Source organism: Pseudomonas sp. S2_H10, from assembly GCF_054668285.1.
On record NZ_CP162754.1, the window covers coordinates 5053645 to 5073900 of the forward strand.

Consider the following 20256-nt stretch of genomic DNA (forward strand, 5'->3'; position numbering starts at 1 on the left):
GCTGCGCCCCTTCTCGTAGGGGTCGCCAGGTTCGGGAGCGATAGTCTGCTGGCCAGGCTATTAGCCAGCAGCATCCCAAACCGCGCGAGATTCTAACAGCTTGCAAGCCGCTGCGTTAGATCCGTGTCTTTAGTGTATAGAGCATTTCTAGAGCACGACGTGGTGTCATGTCGTCCAGGTCGAGCTTGGCCAGGTCATCCAGCACCGGGTGCGGCAGGCTGGCAAACATGTCGCTTTGCTGTGGAGCAGCCGGTTTGCCCTTGGCAGGTGCCGGCGACTCATGGGGCAGGGCGGTGTCTTCCAGGCGGCTCAAATGCTCGCGCGCACGGGTAATGACCTCGGTCGGTACGCCTGCCAGTTGTGCCACGGCCAGGCCGTAACTCTGGCTGGCCGGGCCGGGCAGCACGTGGTGCAGGAACACGATGCGTTCGTTGTGCTCGGTGGCATTGAGGTGCACGTTGGCTACCAGCGGCTGGGCCTCCGGCAGCACGGTCAGTTCGAAGTAGTGAGTGGCGAACAGCGTGTAGGCACGCAGATGCGCCAGGCGTTCGGCCGCCGCCCATGCCAGCGACAGACCGTCGAAGGTACTGGTGCCGCGCCCGACTTCGTCCATCAGCACCAGGCTGCGCTCGGTGGCGTTGTGCAGAATGTTCGCGGTTTCGCTCATTTCCACCATGAAGGTCGAGCGCCCGCCGGCCAGGTCATCGCTGGAGCCGATCCGGGTGAAGATGCGGTCGACCAGCGACAACTCGCAACTGGCCGCCGGCACGAAGCTGCCGATGTGCGCCAGGAGCACGATCAATGCGGTCTGACGCATGTAGGTGGATTTACCGCCCATGTTCGGACCGGTAATCACCAGCATGCGAGTGTTGTCATCCAGGCTCAGGTCGTTGGCCACGAACGGCGTGGTCAATACTTGCTCGACCACCGGGTGACGACCCTGGCTGATGCGCATGCAAGGCTCGCTGACGAAGCGCGGGCAGTTCAGGTCGAGGTTCAACGCTCGCTCGGCCAGGTTGCTCAACACGTCAAGTTCGGCCAGAGCGCCGGCGGTGTCCTGCAGGGGTGGCAGCTGGCTGATCAGATCTTCGAGCAGCGCCTCGTACAGCATCTTCTCGCGGGCCAGTGCGCGGCTCTTGGCTGACAGTGCCTTGTCTTCGAACGCCTTGAGTTCCGGCGTAATGAAACGCTCGGCGCCTTTAAGGGTCTGGCGGCGGATGTAGTCGGCCGGTGCCGATTCCGCTTGCTTGCTCGGCAGCTCGATGAAGTAACCGTGGATGCGGTTGTAACCGACCTTCAGGTGCGACAGGCCGGTGCGGGCTTTTTCCCGTGCTTCGAGGTCGATCAGGAATTGACCGGCGTTTTCACTCAGCGACTGCAGTTCGTCGAGTTCGCTGTCGTAGCCGGTTTTCAGCACGCCGCCGTCACGAATGACCGCGGGCGGATTGTCGATGATGGCTTTTTCCGGGAGCGCCGCCAATTCCGGGTAGGTGCTGGTGATGGTGGCGAGTTGCTGGAGGTGGGGGGCTTCGAGCTCCGTCATTGCCACTTGCAGTGCAGGCAATGCACCCAAGGCGTCGCGCAAGCGGGCGAGGTCGCGTGGGCGGGCATTGCGCAGGCCGATCCGCGCGAGGATCCGCTCGATGTCACCGATCTCCTTGAGCTGCGGTTGCAGCCTTTCAAAGCGGTAGCCGTCGAGAAGGCAGGTGATCGAAGTCTGACGCGCCAACAGCACGGTCAAATCGCGTAACGGGCGATTCAGCCAGCGGGTCAGCAGGCGACTGCCCATGGCGGTCTGGCAACGGTCCACCACCGATTGCAGGGTGTTGTCGCGGCCGCCGGCCAGGTTGGTGTCGAGCTCCAGGTTGCGACGGCTGGCGCCATCGAGCACCACGGTGTCGTCCAGGCGCTCATGACGCAGGCTGCGCAAATGGGGTAGGGCGGTACGCTGGGTTTCCTTGGCGTAGGCCAGCAGGCAGCCGGCGGCGCCGATCGCCAGGGTCAGGTTTTCGCAGCCAAAGCCTTTGAGATCCTGGGTCGAGAATTGCTGGCACAGGCTTTTGAACGCCGAATCGCGCTCGAAATCCCATGGCGCACGACGGCGTACGCCGCGGCGCTTTTCCGCCGGCAAGTCCTTGGGCCAATCATCCGGGATCAGTAGCTCCACCGGGTTGACCCGCTCCAGCTCCGCCAGCAGATTTTCCCAACCCTTGATCTCCAGTACGCTGAAGTTGCCGCTGGTGATGTCCAGCACCGCCAGGCCGAACAGGCGTTCATCACCCAGCACGGCAGCGATCAGATTGTCCCGACGCTCATCCAACAGCGCCTCGTCACTCACCGTCCCTGGCGTGATGATGCGCACAACCTGGCGCTCCACCGGCCCTTTGCTGGTGGCCGGGTCGCCGACCTGCTCACAGATCACCACCGATTCGCCAAGCTTCACCAGTTTTGCCAGGTAACCTTCGGCGGCATGGTAAGGAATCCCGCACATCGGAATCGCCTGCCCGGCCGACTGCCCGCGAGCGGTCAGGGTGATGTCCAGCAACTTGGCGGCCTTCTTCGCGTCTTCATAGAAGATCTCGTAGAAGTCGCCCATGCGGTAGAACATCAGCTGGTCCGGGTGCTGGTTTTTCAGGCGCCAGTACTGTTGCATCATGGGGGTGTGGGAGGACAGGTCGGAGACGGCTTTATTCATCGGATTGTCAGGAAGCTCGTTGAAAGAGGTGGGGCAAAAGCGGGGCGACGGCCAGGCTTTTCCGCGATGGGCGCAAGGTTACCATGGGCGGTCTTCCCGGCGCAGGCATCGCGGTCGGGTGGCATCTTTTACGATGCAAAAACATGTTATGCATCATTTATGCAAATCTGCATTTGTTTTCTTCGATAAGAACAAGCACTATGCGTGTCATGCAAAAACGCAACGTATCAACTGTCTTGAGAGCATTGCTCGATCAGCACGGGATCTCCCCCACGGAGCTTCACCGTCGTACCGGCGTGCCTCAATCCACGCTCTCGCGCATTCTCGGCGGGAAGATCGTCGATCCTTCGGATAAACATATTTCGAAGATCGCCGAGTATTTCTCCGTGAGCACCGACCAGTTGCGTGGCCGCGCGAAGGTCGCGCCTGCCTCTAACGCCGGGCGCGCTCCCGAGCATTCGGAACTCAAGGATATAAGTCTGTGGGACGACGATACCCCCGTCGATGACGACGAGGTGTCGGTCCCCTTTCTTCGTGAGGTTGAATTGGCTGCGGGATCGGGAAGATTCGTCATCGAAGAAAGCGAGCGCTCTAGCCTGCGCTTCGGCAAGCGTAGCCTGCGCCATAATGGCGTGCAGTTCGACCAGGCCAAATGCGTCACAGTGCGGGGCAACAGCATGTTGCCGGTATTGCGCGATGGCGCCACGGTCGGCGTGAATGCCGGTAAGTGCGGCATTGGCGATATCGTTGACGGCGACCTTTATGCGATCAATCACAATGGTCAATTACGGGTGAAGCAGCTGTATCGTCTACCGACCGGGATTCGCCTGCGCAGCTTCAACCGCGACGAACATCCGGATGAAGACTACACCTTTCAGGAAATCCAGGAGGAGCCGATTGTCATCCTCGGGCATGTCTTCTGGTGGGGCATGTACGCCCGTTAGAACCTGTACGCTCAGATAAAACCCGCTTCTCGAGCGGGTTTTTTTTCGTGTGCTGAAAGCATTGGATTGTCTTGTTCGATGCGTTTGTGCATTGACTGAATATGCATCAATGCATAATCTGGTTGCCTATCTGGCGTAATCATTCACTCAAGGAGGCATGAAATGACCGCTGAGCAATATGCGTTGCTGGACATGCCTCTGTGGCTGGTCATCAGCCTGCCAATACTCGGTGGCGTTACCGGTGAAATGTGGCGTGCCGACAAAGAGGGCGTTCGTGGTTGGTCCCTTGTCCGGCGTCTGAGCCTGCGGTCTGGCTCCAGCATGATCTGCGGTGCTTCGGTCATCATGCTGCTGCACGCCGCCAATGTTTCCATTTGGGCTGCTTGTGCGGGTGGTTGCCTGGCAGCGATGGCCGGGACAGACGTCGTTTTGGGGTTGTATGAGCGTTGGGCGGCCAAGCGCCTGGGGATCGGTCATGCCCCTCCCGGTGACGTCGAAGAATGATACCTGGGCAGGCCTTTTCCAGAGCCTCTGGTTCTTTACATTTTGATCGCTCCAGTCGCTTGCAAGTGCGGTCTGCTCGTGTACGGTTAACCCATCCCGCCCCATCAGGAGATGACCGTGAAAGTAATCACCCAACTCGCCGCTGACCTTGGCAGGCAATTGCAGGTTCTCAATGCCCACGTCACCACGGCCGAGTCTTGTACCGGTGGTGGTATCGCCGAGGCAATCACCCGTATCCCCGGGAGTTCGGCCTGGTTCGAGGCCGGTTATGTCACCTACTCGAACCGGCAGAAAACCCTGCAACTGGATGTCCCGGTGGAGCTGTTCACCAGCGTGGGCGCGGTCAGCCGCGAGGTGGTCGAGGCCATGGTGCGGGGGGCGCAGAAGAAAAACAGCGCGTATTTTTCCGTGGCGGTCAGTGGTATCGCCGGTCCGGATGGTGGAATGGCAAACAAGCCGGTGGGCACGGTATGGCTGGCCTGGGGCGTTGGAGACAAGGTGTTCTGTGAGCGGCAGCACTTCCCGGGTGATCGCGATGACGTCCGCCGACAAACGGTGAAGGCCGCGCTAGAGGGGCTGCTGCGGTATGCCACGGCAGAAATCTCAAATCAGGGGTAGGCGATCCGGAATCGCTGTGGAATAATACTGGCTACTTATACAGGTGTTGGCCGTCAGGCCTTATTGATTACGTGAGGACTTTAATGGACGACAACAAGAAGAAAGCCTTGGCTGCGGCCCTGGGTCAGATCGAACGTCAATTCGGCAAGGGTGCCGTAATGCGTATGGGCGATCAGGACCGTCAGGCGATCCCGGCCATTTCCACTGGCTCTCTGGGTCTGGACATTGCTCTCGGCATCGGCGGCCTGCCAAAAGGCCGTATCGTTGAAATCTACGGTCCTGAATCTTCCGGTAAAACCACGCTGACCTTGTCCGTGATCGCCCAGGCTCAAAAAGCCGGTGCGACCTGCGCATTCGTCGACGCCGAGCACGCACTCGACCCTGAATACGCCGGCAAGCTGGGCGTCAACGTCGACGACCTGCTGGTTTCCCAGCCGGACACTGGCGAGCAGGCCCTGGAGATCACCGACATGCTGGTGCGTTCCAACGCGGTTGACGTGATCATCGTCGACTCCGTGGCCGCGCTGGTGCCAAAGGCTGAAATCGAAGGCGAAATGGGTGACATGCACGTGGGCCTGCAAGCCCGTCTGATGTCCCAGGCGCTGCGTAAAATCACCGGTAACATCAAGAACGCCAACTGCCTGGTGATCTTCATCAACCAGATCCGCATGAAAATCGGTGTGATGTTCGGCAGCCCGGAAACCACCACCGGTGGTAACGCACTGAAGTTCTACGCATCGGTTCGTCTGGACATCCGTCGTACCGGCGCGGTGAAAGAAGGTGATGAAGTCGTTGGTAGCGAAACCCGCGTCAAGGTTGTGAAGAACAAGGTGGCTTCGCCGTTCCGTCAGGCCGAGTTCCAGATTCTTTACGGCAAAGGCATCTACCTCAATGGTGAGATGATCGACCTGGGTGTTCTGCACGGTTTTGTTGAGAAGTCCGGTGCCTGGTATGCCTATGAAGGCACCAAGATCGGTCAGGGCAAGGCCAACTCGGCCAAGTTCCTGGCAGACAACCCGGAAATTGCGGCCAAGCTGGAGAAGCAACTGCGTGACAAGCTGCTGTCCCCGTCATCGGTAGCTGACGCCAAAGCTTCTGCGGTCAAAGAGACCGAAGACGACCTGGTTGACGCTGACATCTGATCGAAGCGATGACCGCCGTACTCGATACACTCGTCGCAGTGCGACGAACCGCAATGGACCTGCTCGCACGACGCGAGCACGGTCGAGTCGAGCTGACGCGTAAACTGCGTCAGCGCGGCGCCCTCCCTGAAATGATCGAAACAGCACTCGACCGGTTGACGGAAGAGGGGTTGTTGTCCGAATCCCGTTATCTCGAAAGTTTCGTTTCCTATCGCGCCCGTTCCGGTTATGGCCCTTTACGCATTCGTGAAGAGTTGAGCCAGCGCGGCCTGCAACGCAGCGATATTGAACTCGCTCTGCGTGAGAGCGGCATCGACTGGCAGGAGCAGTTGGTTGATACCTGGCGCCGCAAGTTCTCCGGGCAATTGCCGGCAGATATTCGGGAGCGAGCCAAACAAGGCAGGTTCCTGGCGTATCGGGGATACTCCATGGAAATGATCAATCGCCTCTTCAGCGGGCGAGGGATGGACGATTGAACTGAAACGGCCCGCTATTTCGATAACGGGCCGTTTTTTTTATGACTCACGTAACCTTTGACGGCTCCCGCGTGCGTTGTTGCACCTGGGGTTTTGCTTGTGCCCAGTTTTCCGGCAGGTTGATGTAGTCCACTAGTTCGCGCAGGCGACCATGATTGCGGGCGTTGAAGTTGAAGACCAGCCGCGCCAGATGGCTGAATTCGGCTTCGTCGTGTTCCTCACCGCTGTAGACATGCTGATGGAAATGATCGCTCAGGCACAGGTCGGCGAACGCTTGCTGCATATGTTCAAGCGCGTGGTCGCTGAGTGTGTGATTCATGCGAATCAGGAACTGGTGCTTGAGCCAGCGACTGGAGTGGAAGTTGCTGTAGAACTGGTTGATGTGTTCTACCGCCTCTTCGACGTTGTAGACCAGTTTCACCAGCTTCATGTCAGTGGGCAGGATGTAGCGGTTTTCCTCCAGTTGCTGGTGAATGAAGTCCAGCGCGCCTTGCCAGAATTTGCCGCCCGGCGTGTCGAGCAGCACCACGGGCACCAATGGGCTCTTGCCGGTCTGGATCAGCGTCAGCACCTCCAGCGCCTCATCCAGCGTACCGAAGCCACCCGGGCACAGCACCAGGGCGTCGGCTTCCTTGACGAAAAACAGCTTGCGGGTGAAGAAGAAATGGAAGGGCAGCAGGTTGGTCGTGCCATCGACAGTGGGGTTGGCGTGCTGCTCGAAAGGCAGGGTGATGTTGAACCCCAGGCTGTGTGTCAGGCCCGCCCCCTCATGCGCGGCGGCCATGATGCCGCCACCGGCGCCGGTAATGACCATCATGTCCGAGTGTGCCAGGGCGGCGCCGAGCTCCCGGGCCATGCTGTAGAGCGGATGTTCCATGGGGGTACGCGCCGAACCGAAAACCGTGACCTTGCGCCGCCCCTTGAATTGTTCGAGTACGCGGAAGGCCTGTTCCAGTTCGCGCAGGGCTTGCAGGGTGATCTTGGCGTTCCAGCGGTTGTGGTCTTCCTGGGCCATGCGCAGCACGGTCAGGATCATGTCGCGGTAGATGGGGATGTTCGGACTGTTGGGTGAAATCAGCTTGAGCTGTTTTTCGACCTTGTTGATGAGGTCGTGGCCGCTTTCTTCGAAATGACGGCTCAGGAGGTCATTCGGTTGGTAAGGCATTCAACTTCTCCTTCTGCACAGAACCCTCGGCCCGACAACGCATGTCGGTGCCACGACACTTCATGTGTCGCTGTCTGCCCAGGCCCATGCCTGGGCGATCCACTTGACCCGAAAGGCATCGGGTCATCCAAACAGGCTCTGTTTTTCCCTTGGATGAAAGAAACATTCGCACAGCATGACAAGCGACGGCCATCCCCTTACCGGCCTTGAAAACGTGAAGGTCAATACCTGAAATCCAGACCCTCACAGTGATTTGCGCTGATTTGATCATTGCGCCACAAAGTCTTTCCTGGCAACCGCTTATTGACGATATGCGAGGTAGTTTCACCGCTCGTCTGAACGCACGTCGCATGTGCCGTACTCTGATTTACTAAGTTACAGGTGTCACGCGACAACTTTGCGTCAACGGCAGGACGCACCGTACATGCGGTTCAAGGATTTATCGTGCAGGGAGGCGGGAAACCATGGCCAGAGTCGTTCTGGAGATCGATACGCAACTGTATCGATTGCTGAAGTCATCAGCCGAGACCCATCATTTGAGTCTCGAAGAGGAGTGTTGCCGTCGTTTGCGCGGTGGCGAACGCCGTTCACATTACTTGCAGGCGCTGCTGGCAGAATTGCGCGCCGAAGATGAACAGCGGCGCGCCAATTCCAGGTGATTACTTTTTCTTCTTCGCCGGTTGCAGGCAATCCGATTCCTGGAAGCTTGCGGAGCCGACCGGGCGGTTGGTCTTCACCTCGGTGAAGTCGTAACGCATGATCGCGCCTTTGGCCATCAGCTTGCGAAACCCTTCGTTCCTGCAGACAGAAGCGCCCAACTGGAAGTACACCGCTTTGGGGTCTGCACGCATCTTTTCGGCGTGGCTGCTCTGTACGCTCAGGTGGTTGATCAGCTGCTTGCCTTCAACGGTGTAGCCTTGATCGAGAATGTCTTCGTTGATCGCTCGTGGAGTGCCGGCGCTGCTCTGCGTGGCGACGTTTTGCAGCATTTTGTTCAGTTCCGTGTCTTTCAGGGACGCGGCCTGGGCAGTGAGGGACGATGCCAGCAAAATGGCCGCGGTAGGAACGATAAGGCGCAGCATGAAACTCTCCTGGTTCAGTGACGGGTGTTTGACCCGTCACGTGACTGTGCGTTCAGTGGCGGCGAATTATAGGGGAGGCGGGCTGGACGGTACAGGCTTGGTACGGGCGGTCTGGTAAACTGCTGGCACTGTTTACCCTGCCGAGTGTTTTTCGTGTCGATATCCCTTCTCCATGGGCGTTGCCCGTCATGAGTCATGCCCCCGCGCGCTTTGCCTTGAATGCCGTAGCCCGCTTGCGCGATCAGCGTGAGGAGGAAGGCATCAAGCCGATTCAGGCCCGCGGCTGGCGCGCACCGCGTTGCCGTGACTGCCGGGTGATCGAGAGCCACTGCCTGTGCGCCTGGCGGCCGCAGGTCGCGACCCGCTCCGGCGTGTGCCTGATCATGACCAACAAGGAAGTGTTCAAGCCGAGCAACACCGGTTGGCTGATCGCCGATGTGGTACCTGACAACCATGCCTTCATCTGGTCCCGTACCGAGGTCGATCCGAAGTTGCTGGCGCTGTTGTCCGACCCGCAATGGCAGCCTTACCTGGTGTTTCCGGGGGAGTACGTCGAGCCTGAGCGTGTGACGAACAGTGTGGATGTCGATGGCGTGAAGCGCCCGTTGTTCATTCTGCTGGATGCGACCTGGACCGAGGCGCGCAAGATCTTTCGCAAGAGCCCCTATTTCGACCGATTGCCAATTCTCAGCCTGCTGCCCGAGAAACTCTCCCGCTACCGGTTGCGTCGTTCGACCCGCAGCGAGCATCTGTGCACGGCGGAAGTGGCGGCGCTGTGCCTCGACCTTGCGGGTGATGTCGATGCGGCATCGGCGCTGGACGCTTACTTTGATGTGTTCAGCCAGCATTACCTCGACGCCAAACATCAGTTGGACATGAACGTATCGACGCCGGCGCATGCCGAGTTGATGCCCTATGTTCAGTTGGCTCCGGCTTTGGCGGATTGATTGTCGCGCGTACTGCAATAAAGTGTCCCGGCCAAGCTGCTTGACCACCCCGGTTTCGCTGGGCATGCTTGGCGCCGATTAGGGTGCGGCCAGAATTTACAACGCCGTTTTTTGCGTTGAGCGTACCTTTTCAGTGCAGCTTGGTGGCTGTGCCTTGAGTCGCTTTGGCGAGGTCCGACTGCATCGGGCGTCCCATGAAAAACAGGATCATTTGAAAAATGGCCACATACGAAATCCTGATTGCCGATGACCACCCACTTTTTCGCAGTGCCTTGCATCAAGCGCTGACCCTGGGCCTTGGCCCGGATGTGCGTCTGGTGGAAGTGGCGAGCATCGCCGAACTGGAAGTGCGCCTGACGGAAAAGTCCGACTGGGATCTGGTGCTGCTGGACTTGAACATGCCGGGGGCCTACGGGTTTTCCGGGCTGGTCCTGCTGCGCGGTCAGTACCCGCAGATTCCGGTGGTCATGGTCTCTGCCCAGGAAGAAGCGACCATCATGGTCAAGTCTCGTGAATTCGGCGCCAGTGGCTTCATTCCCAAATCCAGCGACTTGAGTGTGATCCAGAAAGCCGTGCGTGCGGTCCTCGATGGCGACGTGTTCTGGCCGCCGCAGGCGTTCGAAGCAGTCAGCGTCTCGGATGAGGCCAAGGCGGCCAGCGAAGGCCTTGCCAGCCTGACGCCACAGCAGTTCCGGGTGCTGACCATGGTTTGCGAAGGCTTGCTGAACAAGCAGATCGCTTACGAGTTGAGTGTTTCCGAGGCGACGATCAAGGCGCACGTGACCGCGATTTTCCGTAAACTGAATGTGCGGACCCGGACCCAGGCTGCGCTGCTCTTGCAACAACTTGAGTCAATTTCCAGCCATTAAAGGCTGGCAACTTCACGCTTTTTTGACTTTGGTTGAACTAGCTTTCCCACTTCCTTTTTTCTCAGTTGCCCACTCTATGTCACCTTTCAAAGGCCAGACCGGCCTGAAACGTATTCTCAATGCTTCCGGTTATTCGCTGGACGGCCTACGCGCAGCCTTCACCGGTGAAGCCGCCTTTCGGCAATTGGTGTTGCTCAACGTCATCCTGATTCCCTTGTCGTTCTTCCTGAATGTCAGTCGGGTCGAACAGGCACTGTTGATCGCGGTATGCCTGTTGGCGTTGATCGTCGAGTTGCTCAACTCGGCAGTGGAGGCGGCCATCGACCGCATTTCCCTTGAGCTACATCCGCTGTCCAAGAATGCCAAGGACATGGGCAGTGCCGCCCAGTTCGTGGCATTGAGCATGATTGCCCTGGTGTGGGCGGTGATTCTGCTCTAGGCGATCGTCGGCAGCACGATCTCGTCGCTGCGCTGAACCCCGGCGGTGAATGCGCGGCATAGTTCGAGGAACTCGCGCATCGCCGAGGTCTGATACTTCTGTTTATGCCAGATGAAATAAAACTGTCGCGCCAGATCCAGGTCTGGCGTCTCGACGGGCACCAGGCTGCCGCGACGGAACGCGTCGCGCAACGCCAGCCTGGAAATGCAGCCAATCCCCAAACCTGATTCCACCGCGCGCTTGATCGCTTCGGTGTGCTCAAGCTCCAGGCGGATATTCAAGGAAGTTCGGTGATGGCGCATGGCTTGATCGAAGGTCAGCCGTGTGCCGGAGCCTTGTTCGCGCAAGATCCATGCTTCGTGGCTCAACTCGTCCATGGTGGCCGTGCCGCGCTTGGCCAGCGGATGCTGAGGGGCGCAAAACACCACCAGTTCGTCCTCGACCCAGCTTTGTACTTCGATGTCAGGGTGGCTGCAGTCGCCTTCAATCAGACCCAGATCAATTTCATAGTGGGCTACTTGTTGCACGATATTGGCAGTGTTCTGTACGTGCAGCTTCACCTGGCTTTCCGGATGGCGCTGCATGAAGCTGCCGATCAGCAGGGTGGCCAGGTAATTGCCGATGGTCAGGGTCGCGCCCACGGCCAGCGAGCCGAAACCGGACTTGCCGTTGAGCAGGTCTTCGATTTCCTTGGCCTGGTCGAGCAGGGCCACGGCCTGGGGCAGCAGCTGTTTGCCGAGGGCGTTGAGGCTCAGCCGTTTGCCGGCGCGGTCGAACAGCTGGCAGCTGCACTGGCGCTCCAGTTCGGTGATCGAGGTGCTCGCCGCCGACTGCGAGAGGTTGAGCAAGCCCGCAGCACGGGATACGCTTTCCTGCTGGGCGACGGCGACGAATACTTGAAGTTGACGGAGAGTAAATCGCATATCGATATAACCGATAACCCTTATCTTAATAATCCATTTAACAGATATTGTCTCTGCCTTTAGAATGCGATGCAATTGCGCAGAGCTGGCTTTCTTGCAGAGCACGCCGAACACGCGCAGACCAATCTCCAGGAGTCCCACGTACATGAGCAACATGAACCACGAGCGTGTCCTCAGTGTTCACCACTGGAACGACACTCTGTTCAGCTTCAAGTGCACCCGTGATCCGGGCCTGCGCTTCGAGAACGGTCAGTTCGTGATGATCGGCCTGCAACAGCCCAACGGCCGCCCGCTTATGCGCGCTTACTCGATTGCCAGCCCGAACTGGGAAGAGCATCTCGAGTTCTTCAGCATCAAGGTGCCTGATGGTCCGCTGACTTCGCAGTTGCAGCATCTGAAGGAAGGCGACGAGATCATCATCAGCAAGAAGCCTACCGGCACGCTGGTACTCGATGACCTGAAGCCTGGCAAACATTTGTATCTGCTCAGCACCGGTACCGGTCTGGCGCCGTTCATGAGCGTCATCCAGGACCCGGAAACCTACGAGCGTTTCGAAAAAGTGATCCTGTGCCACGGCGTGCGTTACGTCAACGAAGTCGCTTACCGCGAGTTCATCACCGAGCACCTGCCGCAGAACGAGTTCTTCGGCGACGCGCTGCGTGACAAGTTGATCTACTACCCGACCGTGACCCGCGAGCCGTTCGAGAACGAAGGCCGTCTGACCGACCTGATGCGCAGCGGCAAGCTGTTCAGCGACATCGGCCTGCCGCCGATCAATCCGCAGGACGACCGCGCCATGCTGTGCGGCAGCCCGAGCATGCTCGACGAAACCAGCGAAGTGCTGAACAGCTTCGGCCTGAAGGTTTCGCCACGGATGCGCGAGCCGGGTGATTACCTGATCGAGCGAGCGTTCGTCGAGAAGTGACCGCAGGTCACTTTTTGTAGGAGCTGGCTTACCAGCGATGGGCTTGAATTCACCACGGTTACCCGGTGAACACGCGTTATCGTTAACGACCATCGCTGGCAAGCCAGCTCCTACAAAAAAAGCCCGCGCTGCCTGAGAGGGCAGCGCGGGCTTTTTCGTTTTTGGCGTTTATACCTGCGCGGGAATGACTTCCAGCACACGGATCAGCTCCGGTGTCGGGTAATGCCAGCGCACATCCAGATCCCAGAATTGCGCGCCGTATTCCCGCTCGGGTGCAGGCGTTTGATAGGCCGGACGTGGATCCTGCGCCAGGCATTGCTCGATCAGCTCAACCAAAGGCTCTGCAAGGCGCCGGGCATGCCCGTGAGCCTGTTGCAGTGCTGCGTCTGTCCACTGCACCGGAATCAACAGCGGCGCAGCGCTGGCGATGCTGTTGGAGGCTGTATCGATGATGTCGGCGTAGGGCACGTAGGGTTTGATATCGAGAATCGGCGTGCCATCCAGCAGATCGATGCCGGAGATCCACAGGCGGTTGGCCTCGACCTTGTCCAGCTTCACCACAGATTGCCCGATGCCATTGGGGCGGTGCGTTGCGCGGGTGGCAAACACGCCCATGGACTTGTTGCCCCCGAGGCGAGGAGGGCGGACCTTCAGGCGAGGTTTTTCCTCCAGGGCCTGGTGGAACAGGAACAGCAGCCACACGTGGCTGACCTGTTCCAGGCCCTGCACCGCATCCCCTTGATCGAACGGTGCCACCAGTTCCAGCACGCCACGGGCAGCCGGGGCCAGTTGCGGTTGGCGCGGAATGGCGAATTTCTCCTTGAAGCAGGAGCGCACGAAGCCGATGGGGGAAACGTTGTAGGTCATGGTTTGGGGTCGAGGCGGGAGCGGGTTGGCATGATAACCCGAGCAGCTTCAAGTCTGCTGGTGACTGGACTGACGTCATCGCGGGCACGCCCGCTCCCACAGGGATCACACTGAACCTGTGGGAGCGTGGCTTGCCCGCGATGGCCGCACCGCCGATCTAGAGACTGAACCCGCCATCCAGCGGAATGATATTCCCGGTCATGTAGGCCCCAGCTGTACTTGCCAGGCTGATCGCCAGCGCCGCCATCTCTTCCTCGCGGCCCCAGCGCTTCATCGGGATCAGCGCCGTGTCTTCGGCCAATGCCTGTTCATCATTGCCAATGTGCTGGGTCATCTTGCTCGGAAAGCGCCCCGGGGCGATTACGTTGACGTTGATGTGCTGGCTCACCAGTTCGCGCGCCAGAATCCTCGACAGTTGGTGCAACGCGGCCTTGCTCGGGCCATAGGCATACGCCTGTTCACCGAAGGAAGAAATTCCGGCCACCGATCCGATGTTGATGATCCGTGCAGGGTTCTGCGCAGAACCAGCCTTGCGCAGCAGTGGCAGGAATTGCTGGATGCAGTTGAACACCGACGTCACGTTGAGCTGCATGACTTTTTCCCAACCCTTGATCGGGTAGCTCTCCAGCGGTGCGCCCCAGGTGGTGCCGGCATTGTTCACCAGGATGTCCAGGTGGGTGATCTGCTCGCCCAGGCGGGTGGCCAGTTGCAGGACGCCCTCTTCGGTGGCGAGGTTGGCCGCCAGGGCGTGGCAGCGTCCAAGGGCGCCGAGTTCGTCGGCGGTTTGCTGGCAGGCCTCGGCATCGCGGGCGCAGACGTACACCGTGGCGCCGGCCTCGACGTAGGCCTTGGCGATCATTTTACCGATACCACGGGTGCCGCCGGTCACCAGGGCGGTGCGGCCTTGCAGGGAGAAGTAGGGGTGCATGGCGAGTCCTGAGAACTGAGGTCATTACACCCTAGTCGTCTGCCGCGGTCAGCGGAGCCACTATTTTTGCGCGGAATGGGGATTCATACAGACACCTTTGTAGGAGCCGGCTTGCTGGCGATGGCGTTTTGAGGATCGCCATCGCCAGCAAGCCGGCTCCTACAAGGATGGGTGTTTATTGCGGGCGAACGCGCAGGGTCAGGCCCTTGAGGAAGTTGCGCAGCAACTGGTCGCCGCACGGGCGGTAGTTGGTGTGGCCGAACTTGCGGAACAGCGCGCTCAGCTCAGGCTTGGACACCGGGAATTCGGCGGCCTTGAGGATGGCGTGCATGTCGTCTTCCTTCAGCTCGAACGCCACCCGCAGCTTTTTCAGGATGATGTTGTTGGTCACCGGCACTTCGATCGGCTGCGGCGGACGGCTTTCGTCCTTGCCGCGCTTGAAGATCACCAGGCCGTCGAGGAAGTGCGCCATGACTTCGTCCGGGCAGCGTACGAAACCTTCCTCGTCTTCCTCTTTTTTGTCGAGGTAGGTCAGCAGGTCCGGCAGGGTCACGTCCAGGCCGCCGAGCTTGATGATCTCGATGACTTTCTTGTCGCTGATGTCGAGCATGTAGCGCACGCTGCGCAGTACGTCGTTATGAATCATGTGTGCAGTCCTGATAATCAGCTGTGGGCGTCGCGGCCAGGCGCGGCGCCGAAATGTGTGGCGGCGAGAAAAGCCTTAGAACTTCTCTTTGCCGGACAAGTAGCGCCATTGCCCCACGGGCACCTTGCCGATGGACACGCCGCCGATGCGGATGCGGCGGATGGCGACGACCTTCAGGCCGACGGCCTGGCACAGCAGGGCGATGATGCCCGGTTGCGGATTCTTCATGGCAAAGCGCAGGCGGTTTTCGTTCTGCCAACTGGCCTTGACCGCCGGTAGCTCCTTGCCCTTGTAGGTCAGGCCGTGGTTCAGGCGGTTCAGGCCGTGAGCCGCCATCTCGCCTTCAACCTCGACCACATACTCTTGCTCGATCTTGTTGGAGTCGGCGGTGAGTTTGCGCAGGATTTTCCAGTCCTGGGTGAACACCAGCAGACCGCTGGCGTTGGCTTGCAGGTCGGTGCTGGCGGTCAGGCGCAGGAAATGCCCGCGCAACGGACGCTTGCCGTAGCGGTGCTCTTCGCTCAGGGTTTCGGCGCCGAGGGTGGCCATGGCGGTTTCTGCGTCCATGCCGGCGGGCACATTGAGCAGCAGGGTCACCGGTTCCGGTGCGGTGGCCTTGGCTTCTGGATCAAGTTCGACTTTCTGGGTATCGACCTTGAATTGCGGCTCGTCGATGACTTCGCCGTCGACGGTGACCCAGCCGCCCTCGATGAACAGCTCAGCCTCCCGACGGGAACAGCCGACGAGTTCGATGAGGCGTTTGGAGAGACGAATCGGGTCAGTCATGTCAGGGCCGTAACAAAAAGGGGGTGGGCATTGTACCTGCCTGGCGCCGGTTAAGCCCGGCTACATTTGCGCTGCAGCGCTTTTTGTAGGAGCTGGCTTGCCAGCGATGCAGGCAACACGGTCTGTCAGTTGCACCGAGGTGATGCTATCGCCGGCAAGCCGGCTCCTACAGGTTTTGCATGCATCAGCCGTTGCGTGTCAGTTGTTGTGGCTGACGCACACGCATGTGCAACAGCGGATACGGCTGCCCCATGCCATCGACTTCCGAGCGACCGATGACCTCGAAACCCTGCTTGAAATAGAAGCCGAGGGCCTGTGGGTTCTGTTCGTTGACGTCCAGTTCGTAGGCATTCAGGTGTTCCAGGGCATAACGCAACAATTTCTTGCCCAGCCCCTGGCCGCGATGGTCGGGGTCGATGAAGAGCATTTCGATCTTGCCGGCCGCGACGCCGGCGAACCCGGTGATGCGTTGGCTCGAATCCTTGGTGCAGATCAGCATCACCGCGTCGAGGTAGCGGGTCAGCACCAGGTTTTTCAGCAGTTCGATGTAGCTGTCGGGCAGAAAGTCGTGGGTCGCGCGTACCGAGGCCTCCCAGACCCGGGTCAATTCTTCGTAGTCGCCGAGTTTCGGCGTGTGGATGACCGAATGCTGACGCATGCCCGTCTGCCTCTCATGCAGTGGTTGATAGGAATCCTTTCAACCTCAAACGATAGCCGTAAAAAAGCCCCGCATCTCGCAAGAGGGCGGGGCTTTGCGTATTTTTTGCGTTTAGATCTGTTCAGCCCACAGGTCGTATTCGTCGGCGTCGGTCACTTTGCACCAGACCTTGTCGCCCGGCTTCAGGTTGCTGCCGTTGTCGATGAATACGTTACCGTCGATTTCCGGGGCGTCGAAGAAGCAGCGGCCCACCGCGCCTTGCTCGTCGACTTCATCGACCAGCACTTCGATTTCACGGCCGATGCGCATCTGCAGGCGCGCCGAGCTGATAGCCTGCTGGTGCGCCATGAAGCGATCCCAGCGGTCCTGCTTGACGTCGTCCGGCACGATCTCCAGGTCCAGATCATTGGCCGGTGCGCCTTCGACCGGGGAGTACTGGAAGCAGCCGACGCGGTCGAGCTGGGCTTCGGTCAGCCAGTTCAGCAGGTACTGGAAGTCTTCTTCGGTTTCACCCGGGAAGCCGACGATGAAGGTCGAGCGGATGATCAGGTCCGGGCAGATTTCGCGCCAGTTCTTGATGCGGGCCAGGGTCTTGTCTTCGAAGGCCGGGCGCTTCATCGACTTCAGCACTTTCGGGCTGGCGTGCTGGAACGGGATGTCCAGGTACGGCAGGATCTTGCCGGCAGCCATCAGCGGGATCAGCTCGTCAACGTGCGGGTACGGGTAGACGTAGTGCAGGCGAACCCAGACGCCGAGGGTGCTCAGGGCTTCGCAGAGTTCGGTCATGCGGGTTTTCACCGGCGCGCCGTTCCAGAAACCGGTGCGGTATTTCACGTCGACGCCGTAGGCGCTAGTGTCCTGGGAGATCACCAACAGCTCTTTGACGCCGGACTTGACCAGGCGCTGGGCTTCGTCGAGCACGTCGCCCACCGGGCGGCTGACCAGCTTGCCGCGCATCGACGGGATGATGCAGAAGCTGCAGCTGTGGTTGCAGCCTTCGGAAATCTTCAGGTAGGCGTAGTGGCGCGGGGTCAGCTTGATGCCTTGTGGCGGCACCAGGTCGATCAGCGGGTTGTGGTCCTGGCGTGGCGGCACGACTTCGTGCACGGCGTTGACCACTTGCTCGTACTGCTGCGGACCGGTCACGGCCAACACGCTCGGGTGCACGTTGCGAATGTTGCCTTCTTCGACGCCCATGCAGCCGGTCACGATGACCTTGCCGTTTTCCTTGATGGCTTCGCCGATCACTTCCAGGGACTCGGCCTTGGCCGAATCGATGAAGCCACAGGTATTGACCACCACGACGTCGGCGTCCTGGTAGGTGGACACGACGTCATAGCCTTCCATGCGCAGCTGGGTAAGGATGCGCTCGGAGTCGACCAGTGCTTTGGGGCAGCCCAGGGATACGAAGCCAACCTTTGGATTGGCCGACGCAGGAGTGGTGGACATGTCTAACCTCGGTATTTGTGACGCCTCGTGCCGAGTGCGGCAAGACGACGGACGGGCGCTTATGGCGCCTCTGATCAAAAAGTGCGCAATTCTAGCGATGGTAAGCCCACTTGACCAGCTTTATGCAGGGAAATACGACGAGTGCTGCGCTATGCTTCGCGCCGTTACGCTTTACTGGTTTTTTACAGTCAACAAAACGTCTGTAACGAGAAGTAAAACAGCGCATGCTGCACGTCAAAGCATAGTGCTTCTTTCAAAGAGGCCCGAGTCTGGGTAGTAGGAGTGGTGGATGGGTCAGGCAAGTAGTCAGACTGCGGGCGCCGAGCATTCGGCGGTGAAGCCGATCGGCATGCTGGTCGCGGCAGTCGGGGTGGTTTATGGCGATATCGGCACCAGTCCGTTGTACACCCTCAAGGAAGTGTTTTCCGGAGGCTACGGCGTGCCGGTCACTCATGACGGGGTGCTGGGGATTCTGGCACTCATTTTCTGGTCGCTGATCTGGGTCGTGTCGATCAAGTACATGATGTTTGTACTGCGCGCCGACAACCAGGGCGAAGGCGGGATCATGGCCCTGACCGCGCTGGCCCGGCGGGCGGCGGCGGGGCATGCGAAGCTGCGCGGCTTCCTGGTGGTCTGCGGGCTGATCGGTGCGGCGCTGTTCTATGGCGACAGCATGATCACCCCGGCGATCTCCGTGCTGTCGGCGATTGAAGGCCTGGGGTTGGCGTTCGACGGGATCGACCATTGGGTGGTGCCTATCTCACTGGTGGTGCTGGTGGCGCTGTTCCTGATCCAGAGCCATGGTACGGCGCGCATCGGTATCCTGTTCGGGCCGATCATGGTGACCTGGTTCCTCGTGCTGGCTGCGCTGGGTGTCTATGGCATCAGCCAGCATCCGGAAGTCCTGCAAGCGATGAATCCGGTGTGGGGCGTACGCTTCTTCATCGTGCACCCGGGCATGGGCGTGGCGATTCTCGGCGCCGTGGTGCTCGCACTGACCGGTGCCGAAGCGCTGTACGCGGACATGGGCCACTTCGGCCGCAAGCCGATCGCTCGTGCCTGGTTCATTCTCGTGCTGCCGGCGCTGGTGCTGAACTATTTTGGTCAAGGCGCCTTGCTGCTGGGCGACCCGGAAGCTGCCCGCAACCCTTTCTACCTGTTGGCGCCGAGCTGGGCATTGATCCCGCTGGTCGGCCTGTCGACCATGGCCACGGTGATTGCCTCGCAAGCAGTGATTTCCGGTGCGTTCTCCCTGACCCGTCAGGCAATCCAGCTCGGTTACATCCCGCGCATGCACATCCGACACACGTCCAGTGCCGAGCAGGGCCAGATCTATATCGGCGCGGTGAACTGGGCGCTGATGGTCGGCGTAGTGCTGTTGGTGCTGGGCTTCGAATCTTCCGGCGCCCTGGCCTCGGCCTACGGTGTGGCGGTGACGGGGACCATGCTGATGACCAGCATTCTGGTGTCCGCGGTGATCCTGTTGCTGTGGAAGTGGCCACCGGTGCTTGTGGTGCCGGTCCTGCTGGGTTTCCTGCTGGTAGACGGTGTGTACTTCGCCGCCAACGTGCCGAAAATCGTTCAGGGCGGCGCATTCCCGGTGATCGCCGGTTTCGCGTTGTTCGTGCTGATGACCACCTGGAAGCGCGGCAAACAGTTGCTGGTCGATCGTATCGATGAGGGTGGATTGCCGCTGCCGATCTTCATCAGCAGCATCGCGGTACAGCCACCGCATCGTGTTCAGGGCACCGCCGTGTTCCTGACCGCGCGGCCGGATGCCGTGCCCCACGCGCTGTTGCACAACCTGTTGCATAACCAGGTACTGCACGAGCAAGTGGTGCTGCTGACGGTGGTGTACGAAGACATCCCGCGGGTGCCGCCAGCACGGCGGTTCGAGGTCGATGCCTATGGCGAAGGCTTCTTCCGGGTGATCCTGCACTTCGGCTTCACCGACGAGCCGGACGTACCGAAGGCGTTGAAGCTGTGTCATCTCGATGAGTTGGACTTCAGCCCGATGCGCACCACGTATTTCCTCAGCCGGGAGACGGTCATTGCCTCCAAGCTTGAAGGCATGTCCCGCTGGCGTGAGGCGCTGTTCGCCTTCATGTTGCAGAACGCCAACGGCAACCTGCGCTTCTTCAATCTGCCGCTGAACCGGGTGATCGAGCTGGGGACGCAGGTGGAGATGTAGCC

Annotated in this window: 21 protein-coding genes; 11 read left to right on the forward strand and 10 right to left on the reverse strand. The window is 59.8% G+C overall.

Annotated elements, in window-relative coordinates; translation table 11 throughout:
* Positions 1–115 precede the first annotated feature (115 nt).
* Positions 116–2695 (reverse strand): DNA mismatch repair protein MutS, encoded by a 2580-nt coding sequence (gene mutS / locus AB4O16_RS22615; protein WP_460155848.1) that lies wholly within the window; start codon positions 2693–2695, stop codon positions 116–118.
* Positions 2696–2904: 209 nt separating this feature from the next.
* Here mutS and AB4O16_RS22620 point away from each other — a divergent pair, with 209 nt between their 5' ends.
* From AB4O16_RS22620 to recX, 5 genes are all read left to right on the forward strand, one after another.
* The gene (locus tag AB4O16_RS22620) at positions 2905–3639 is read left to right on the forward strand and encodes a LexA family transcriptional regulator (RefSeq protein WP_160389955.1); all 735 of its coding nucleotides are present in this window, start codon (positions 2905–2907) and stop codon (positions 3637–3639) included.
* 162 nt (positions 3640–3801) lie between these two features.
* Positions 3802–4143 carry a phage holin family protein gene (locus AB4O16_RS22625; protein WP_460155849.1) on the forward strand — a complete coding sequence of 114 codons (342 nt, stop codon included), beginning with the start codon at positions 3802–3804 and terminating at the stop codon, positions 4141–4143.
* Positions 4144–4260: 117 nt separating this feature from the next.
* On the forward strand, positions 4261–4761 hold the full coding sequence (locus AB4O16_RS22630) for a CinA family protein (RefSeq protein WP_460155850.1): 501 nt from the start codon (positions 4261–4263) through the stop codon (positions 4759–4761).
* An 83-nt stretch (positions 4762–4844) separates the two neighbouring features.
* Positions 4845–5903, forward strand: coding sequence for a recombinase RecA (gene recA, locus AB4O16_RS22635; protein ID WP_150718448.1), 1059 nt, complete (start codon positions 4845–4847; stop codon positions 5901–5903).
* Between the two features lie 8 nt (positions 5904–5911).
* Complete coding sequence (recX, locus tag AB4O16_RS22640; RefSeq protein ID WP_160389948.1) at positions 5912–6379, forward strand: recombination regulator RecX; 468 nt, start codon at positions 5912–5914, stop codon at positions 6377–6379.
* Positions 6380–6425: 46 nt separating this feature from the next.
* Here the strand turns inward: recX and AB4O16_RS22645 are convergent, their stop codons facing one another.
* Positions 6426–7544 carry an LOG family protein gene (locus AB4O16_RS22645; protein ID WP_160389949.1) on the reverse strand — a complete coding sequence of 373 codons (1119 nt, stop codon included), beginning with the start codon at positions 7542–7544 and terminating at the stop codon, positions 6426–6428.
* 464 nt (positions 7545–8008) lie between these two features.
* Between AB4O16_RS22645 and AB4O16_RS22650 the strand changes: the two genes are divergently transcribed.
* Positions 8009–8203: a hypothetical protein gene (locus AB4O16_RS22650; protein WP_057716151.1), complete on the forward strand. Its 195-nt coding sequence runs from the start codon at positions 8009–8011 to the stop codon at positions 8201–8203.
* Here AB4O16_RS22650 and AB4O16_RS22655 read toward each other — a convergent pair whose 3' ends face one another.
* Positions 8204–8626: a PA3611 family quorum-sensing-regulated virulence factor gene (locus AB4O16_RS22655; protein WP_160389950.1), complete on the reverse strand. Its 423-nt coding sequence runs from the start codon at positions 8624–8626 to the stop codon at positions 8204–8206. It lies immediately after the preceding gene.
* Positions 8627–8814: 188 nt separating this feature from the next.
* On the opposite strand from AB4O16_RS22655, the gene AB4O16_RS22660 reads away from it, so the two are divergent.
* From AB4O16_RS22660 to AB4O16_RS22670, 3 genes are all read left to right on the forward strand, one after another.
* The gene (locus AB4O16_RS22660; RefSeq protein WP_160389951.1) at positions 8815–9573 is read left to right on the forward strand and encodes a tRNA-uridine aminocarboxypropyltransferase; all 759 of its coding nucleotides are present in this window, start codon (positions 8815–8817) and stop codon (positions 9571–9573) included.
* A 218-nt stretch (positions 9574–9791) separates the two neighbouring features.
* A complete protein-coding gene (gene erdR / locus AB4O16_RS22665) occupies positions 9792–10442 on the forward strand; it encodes a response regulator transcription factor ErdR (protein ID WP_046041180.1) in 651 nt (216 codons plus the stop codon).
* Between the two features lie 76 nt (positions 10443–10518).
* Positions 10519–10881, forward strand: a complete 363-nt coding sequence (locus AB4O16_RS22670; protein WP_008010143.1) for a diacylglycerol kinase — start codon at positions 10519–10521, stop codon at positions 10879–10881.
* Here AB4O16_RS22670 and AB4O16_RS22675 read toward each other — a convergent pair.
* A complete protein-coding gene (locus AB4O16_RS22675) occupies positions 10878–11804 on the reverse strand; it encodes a LysR family transcriptional regulator (protein ID WP_056720912.1) in 927 nt (308 codons plus the stop codon). The genes AB4O16_RS22670 and AB4O16_RS22675 overlap by 4 nt on opposite strands.
* Positions 11805–11949: 145 nt before the next feature.
* Between AB4O16_RS22675 and fpr the strand changes: the two genes are divergently transcribed.
* Positions 11950–12729 (forward strand): ferredoxin-NADP reductase, encoded by a 780-nt coding sequence (gene fpr / locus AB4O16_RS22680; protein ID WP_008054100.1) that lies wholly within the window; start codon positions 11950–11952, stop codon positions 12727–12729.
* A 168-nt stretch (positions 12730–12897) separates the two neighbouring features.
* Here fpr and tsaA read toward each other — a convergent pair whose 3' ends face one another.
* The 6 genes from tsaA to rimO form a co-directional block, all read right to left on the reverse strand.
* Positions 12898–13596: a tRNA (N6-threonylcarbamoyladenosine(37)-N6)-methyltransferase TrmO gene (tsaA, locus tag AB4O16_RS22685; protein WP_460155851.1), complete on the reverse strand. Its 699-nt coding sequence runs from the start codon at positions 13594–13596 to the stop codon at positions 12898–12900.
* 157 nt (positions 13597–13753) lie between these two features.
* On the reverse strand, positions 13754–14524 hold the full coding sequence (locus AB4O16_RS22690; protein WP_460155852.1) for an SDR family oxidoreductase: 771 nt from the start codon (positions 14522–14524) through the stop codon (positions 13754–13756).
* Positions 14525–14699: 175 nt separating this feature from the next.
* Entirely contained in the window at positions 14700–15170 is a 471-nt protein-coding gene (locus tag AB4O16_RS22695; protein WP_046041186.1) for a YehS family protein, read from the reverse strand.
* Positions 15171–15245: 75 nt separating this feature from the next.
* Positions 15246–15956, reverse strand: coding sequence for an rRNA pseudouridine synthase (locus tag AB4O16_RS22700; RefSeq protein WP_460155853.1), 711 nt, complete (start codon positions 15954–15956; stop codon positions 15246–15248).
* A 184-nt stretch (positions 15957–16140) separates the two neighbouring features.
* A complete protein-coding gene (locus AB4O16_RS22705; protein ID WP_460155854.1) occupies positions 16141–16614 on the reverse strand; it encodes a GNAT family N-acetyltransferase in 474 nt (157 codons plus the stop codon).
* A gap of 111 nt (positions 16615–16725) precedes the next feature.
* Entirely contained in the window at positions 16726–18063 is a 1338-nt protein-coding gene (gene rimO, locus AB4O16_RS22710; protein ID WP_460155855.1) for a 30S ribosomal protein S12 methylthiotransferase RimO, read from the reverse strand.
* A gap of 289 nt (positions 18064–18352) precedes the next feature.
* Between rimO and AB4O16_RS22715 the strand changes: the two genes are divergently transcribed.
* Positions 18353–20254 (forward strand): potassium transporter Kup, encoded by a 1902-nt coding sequence (locus tag AB4O16_RS22715; protein WP_460155856.1) that lies wholly within the window; start codon positions 18353–18355, stop codon positions 20252–20254.
* Positions 20255–20256: the final 2 nt, after the last annotated feature.